Genomic DNA, 4,718 nt, shown 5'->3' with positions numbered 1-4,718 from the left:
TGGTATTCGTGTCCCCTCACCTGAACCTCTCCCTCAAAGGGAGAGGAAATACGTATAGCTAATTCTGCAACGAGGTAGTATTCAGTCTTTAGTAAAGTAAAACTCCCGGAGTTCATCAGGTTGAAGCGTCAATAATTAAGGATATAACCGGAACACTTCCTGTCCGAATAGCAGGAAATGTTCCGGTCTTTGCCCTGCCGGAACCATAAACCTTGTATCTTACTCAGATATCCAGGCCGAGCAGCGCCGCTGAGGTACGTTCCAGGATCAACTCTTTGTCCGCGGCCGGTATTCCCGGAGCGTTACGCACGGTGGCTACCGGGTCAGGGTCTCCCATGGCGAAGGGATAATCGCTGCCCAGTACTACCTTATCGGCGCCCACGGTATCGACCAGGTAAGCCAGGGCGGGCCCGAAGTGAATAATAGTGTCAAAATAAATCTGCTTGAAATACTCACCCGGCGGTCTGGGGATTGAGCGGCACTCGTCGATATACTGATAGCCATGCTCCCATCTCCCCCGGATAAAGGGAGCGTAGCCCCCGGCATGAGAGAAGAGAAACTTCAAGCGCGGGAACTTCTCCAATATCCCTCCAAAGATGATGCTGGCGACGGCTATGGTGGTATCCAGGGGATTGCCTACCAGGTTGGCCAGCCAGTACTTCTTCATCCGGTCAGCCCCGGCGACTCTCATCGGGTGAACATAGATAAGGACACCCATCTCCTGGGCCTTCTCGTAGAACGGCCAAAACTCCGGCTCATCCAGGTTCTTGCCGTTGATATTGGAGATTATCTCTACAGCCTTGAGTCCGAGTTCCCGAACGGATCTTTCCATCTCAAGTACAGCTTTGTCCACAGCCTGCATGGGGAGAGTAGCCATACCCAGGAACCTGTCAGGATAGTCCCTGACCACCTCGGCGATGCCATCATTGTACCGGCGCGCAAAACCAAGCCCTTCTTCGGCATCAAAATCATAGAAGATATTGGTCGGCGCGACGGAAATAACCTGCATATCCAATCCAATTTTATCCATGTCCTGAATACGGTATTCCGGGTCACACATCTCGGCTACTGTTGTGCTGGACGGTCTGCCCGCGCTTGCCAGGACCTCCCGGCCGGAAGCATCCCTCCCCAGGGTAAGTCCAAATTTCCGGCCGTTCTTATCCGTCATATCCAGGCAGTCTCTGGGGATGAGGTGCGCATGCAGGTCAATTTTCATTTTATAATCTCCTCACAAATCAGTGATTCATTCCTTTCCAGGCCATCGCCTTATCCATCAGTTCCCGGGTGCTTTGGAGAGCAGTTTCAGTATGTTGAGGGCCGGCCAGCATCAGGGCAATCTCCTTGACCAGGTCGTCACCGTGAATCGGTTCGATGGCGCTCGTCGTCCGGTCGCCAGCGGACTTCTTTTGAACGCGGTAGTGGTAATCGGCAAAAGCGGCAATTTGCGGCAGGTGGGTGATACATACCACCTGCCGATGACGGCCCAATTCCCAGAGTTTCCGGCCGACTATCTCACCGCTGCGGCCGCCGACCCCGATATCAATTTCATCAAAAACGAGCACCGGGATGCTGTCCGCTTCGGCGAGGGCGCTTTTCAAGGCCAGCATAAAGCGGGATACCTCACCAGTCGAGGCAATAGCCGCCAGCGGTTTAACCGGTTCTCCCGGATTTGTCGATGCCCTGAACTCGGCGATATCAATCCCATCTCTGGTAACAGCGTAGGAATTGCCGTCGGGCAGAGGGATACCGTCCTCGTGCTCATTCCTTTCCAGGGAGACCGCAAACTCAACCTGAGCCATGTCCAGCTCGGCAAGCTCCCTGTTTACCGCAGCCATTAACTCTCTGGCAGCATCGGTACGTTTTCGGGAAAGCCGGGCAGCGATGTCGCCCATCTCTTTCTTCAGAGACAATATATCCGTCTCAAGCTGCCGCCGTCTTTCCCCGGACGTATCGAAAGCAGCTAATCGTTCCCCGGCTTTTTTCAGATACTCATTGATTTCGGCAATAGACTGACCATACTTTCTCTTGAGGTCTCTGATTAGTCCCAGGCGTAACTCAATGAACTCAAGTCGTTGCGGGTCATAATCGATGCGGTCGCGGTAGCTGCGGAGGTCGCGGGCGATGTCGGCCAGCCCGCTTTCCAGTTCCCGGATATAATCGAGCTGCGGCTGGAGAGTATCATCCAGCGCGGCAATAGTCTGCATGGCGTGTGCCGCCGCACCAAGCTTGTCTAGTGCCGAAGCGCCTGACACGGTACTGTCATCGCCGTATAGAGCCCGGTAGGCTTCATGGGAAGCTTCCTTCAGTTTCTCACTCGAAGCCTGAATTGAGCGCTCTTTTTCCAATGCTTCTTCCTCGCCCGCCTTAAGGTCAGCACGTTTCAATTCGTCAATCTGGAAACGGAGGAAATCTCCCTGACGGACCCGTTCCTTTTCGTTTTCATTGATCGTCTTCAGTTCCTGCTGTCGCAGCGCCAGCAGGGCTGCCCTGGTGGCAAACTCATCTCTGAGTTCAGTGGTATGACCGTAGGCATCCAGAAAATCAAGATGAAAGTCCCTGTTAAGGAGAGACAGATGGTCGCTCTGCCCGTGAATATCAACCATGAGACTGCCCAAACGGCTCAAAACGCCACGGGGCACCGCTTTGCCGTTTACCCGCAAAGCGCTCCTCCCCCTCCGACGCATCTCTTTAGATATGATAAGCTCAGACCCGCCGGATTCAAGCAAACCGTTCTCACCGAGAAGCTCGTGGAGACGCCGGTAATATTTGGCTCCACTGATATCGAACCGTCCTTCAAGGAAGGCTGTATCAGACCCATAACGGATGATAGTTTCATCATCCCTGGCGGAGAGAAGAGCCTCGAGGGCATCAACCACCAGGGACTTTCCGGCGCCGGTCTCTCCGGTGATAATGTTCAAGCCCTGACCGGGCTGCCAGATCATCTGCTCGATGATACCGAAGTTACTGACTCTCAGCTCCAGTAACAATTTATACGCCCTCCGGCACTTAACACTTTTTTTACGGGCTATCCGGGACAGGTCAATCACTTTCCCGCATCTATGGGCATCATTATACCGCAAATGCCCGGTTGGAGACACCGCCAGGATTAATCTCATGATTCGGCGGTCGGCTTGACTGGCATCGAAGCAGCGGATAAACTTACCCTTGTTACCTTTTAACAATATTTCACAGTGAAGGAGGTTTAACCATGGCAAGAAAAGAATTCATTATCCATCCCACGCGGGCAGACCTGCCCTATTCGGCAGCGGTACGCAGCGGCGACTTCATCTTTGTTTCCGGCACTTTAGGTCATGTTGACGCCGCCGGCAATCCGATTAACGGGATAGCCGCTCAAACCATCCAGTGCCTGGAAAACCTGAACCGGACGCTGGAAACCGCCGGGGTCTCCCTGGGTGATGTGGTGAAGACGACCGTTTTTCTAAGCAACTTTGACGATTTTGCGGCTATGAATGAAGCCTATGTAAAATACTTCCCGGAATCACGCCCGGCCCGCTCCACGGCGATAGCCGCTCTGGTACGCCGGGAGGCGCTTGTTGAGATTGAGTGCGTGGTTTACAAGCCGTAGTCTGCTAAGTCTAATCCTTCCGGGCTTCGATCAGCTTGAATATCCCGAAGGCGAGGTCGGTCACCTTTTCCACCCTCAGCCCGCTCTTCGCCACATTCTCTACTGTCGGCCGGTTAATGTGCGGGCCCATTAACCTGACTGTAACCCGGTCAAACAGGTTCATCAGCCAGGCCAGGACTCGATTGGCGCTGAGCACGTGCTCCAGCAAGACCACCTTGCCCCCGGGTTTGCACACCCGCTCGACCTCCCTTAAGCTCCACACCGGGTCCGGAACCGAGCAGAACACAAAAGAAGCTACCACAGTATCAAAATAATTATCATCAAAGGCCAGGTTCTGCACGTCCATGACTTTAAGGTGGACCTTAAGTCCCTTTGCCTCAGCCTTCTTCCGGGCGCGCCCGAGCATCCGGTCGCTGAAATCAATAGCCGTTATCTCCACATTATCAGGATAATAAGGGAAATTCTTTCCGGTGCCAGCACCCACCTCCAGAATCCGTTTACCCTCCACCTTGCTCCAGAGGAGCGCCCGCCAGTGGCTGTAGCGTGACTCGGCCATTCCCTCGATAACATCATAGAACGGAGCGATACGGTCATATCTTCTTCTGGCTATCCTGGTAGCTTTATTTTCCCCGTCTGCTTTCATCACTTACTTATGCCTCTCTCAAAGGCAACTCATCATTCACCGCTTCCTGTTGCTTAACCATCATTATACAACTAATGTTATGCCGCGGTATCGTGCTGTTTCCACCTGTAGCCCGGTCATCCGCTAACAGACAACACATCCTTGTCTTTCTCTTTTAACCTCATCCGGCAAAACCAATCTCAATGTCTTTCCGGTAACTTCTTTATTATGAGGGATTGCGCTGGCTTGCGCTACTCTCCTAGAAAGTTATAAACTTAGCTGGAGACCATGATAGAGGCTATTGTTCCGCTGTCAGTTTCCCTGCTGGAGGTAAAGACGGTGTATAAAATCTTATTAAGGGAAGACCTGGCGCCTAAAATCCATATGTTCAAGATTGCTGCGCCGGATGTGGCCAGAAAGGCTCAAGCGGGGCAGTTCGTTGTCATCAGGATTGATGAAAAAGGAGAGCGTATCCCGCTGACCATCGCTGACTGGGACCGGGAGGAAGGC

General features: G+C 53.1%; 5 protein-coding genes. 2 read left to right on the top strand and 3 right to left on the bottom strand.

Annotated elements, in window-relative coordinates:
• Positions 1-223: 223 nt before the first annotated feature.
• Together Q8Q07_00270 and recN are read right to left on the bottom strand one after the other, a co-directional pair.
• Positions 224-1,216, bottom strand: a complete 993-nt coding sequence (locus Q8Q07_00270; protein MDP3878728.1) for an amidohydrolase family protein — start codon at positions 1,214-1,216, stop codon at positions 224-226.
• A 19-nt stretch (positions 1,217-1,235) separates the two neighbouring features.
• Positions 1,236-3,182, bottom strand: a complete 1,947-nt coding sequence (gene recN / locus Q8Q07_00265; GenBank protein MDP3878727.1) for a DNA repair protein RecN — start codon at positions 3,180-3,182, stop codon at positions 1,236-1,238.
• A gap of 26 nt (positions 3,183-3,208) precedes the next feature.
• On the opposite strand from recN, the gene Q8Q07_00260 reads away from it, so the two are divergent.
• Positions 3,209-3,586 (top strand): RidA family protein, encoded by a 378-nt coding sequence (locus tag Q8Q07_00260; protein ID MDP3878726.1) that lies wholly within the window; start codon positions 3,209-3,211, stop codon positions 3,584-3,586.
• A 10-nt stretch (positions 3,587-3,596) separates the two neighbouring features.
• On the opposite strand, the gene Q8Q07_00255 is transcribed toward Q8Q07_00260, so the two are convergent.
• Entirely contained in the window at positions 3,597-4,229 is a 633-nt protein-coding gene (locus tag Q8Q07_00255) for a methyltransferase domain-containing protein (GenBank protein ID MDP3878725.1), read from the bottom strand.
• Positions 4,230-4,496: 267 nt separating this feature from the next.
• On the opposite strand from Q8Q07_00255, the gene Q8Q07_00250 reads away from it, so the two are divergent.
• The coding region (locus tag Q8Q07_00250; GenBank protein ID MDP3878724.1) for a hypothetical protein at positions 4,497-4,718 on the top strand (222 nt) is incomplete at its 3' end.

It is taken from the genome of Dehalococcoidales bacterium (assembly GCA_030698765.1).
Classification (GTDB): Bacteria; Chloroflexota; Dehalococcoidia; order Dehalococcoidales; family UBA2162; genus JAUYMF01.
Note: the sequence above shows the minus strand (reverse complement) of the source record. Positions and strands in the feature narration are given on the sequence as shown.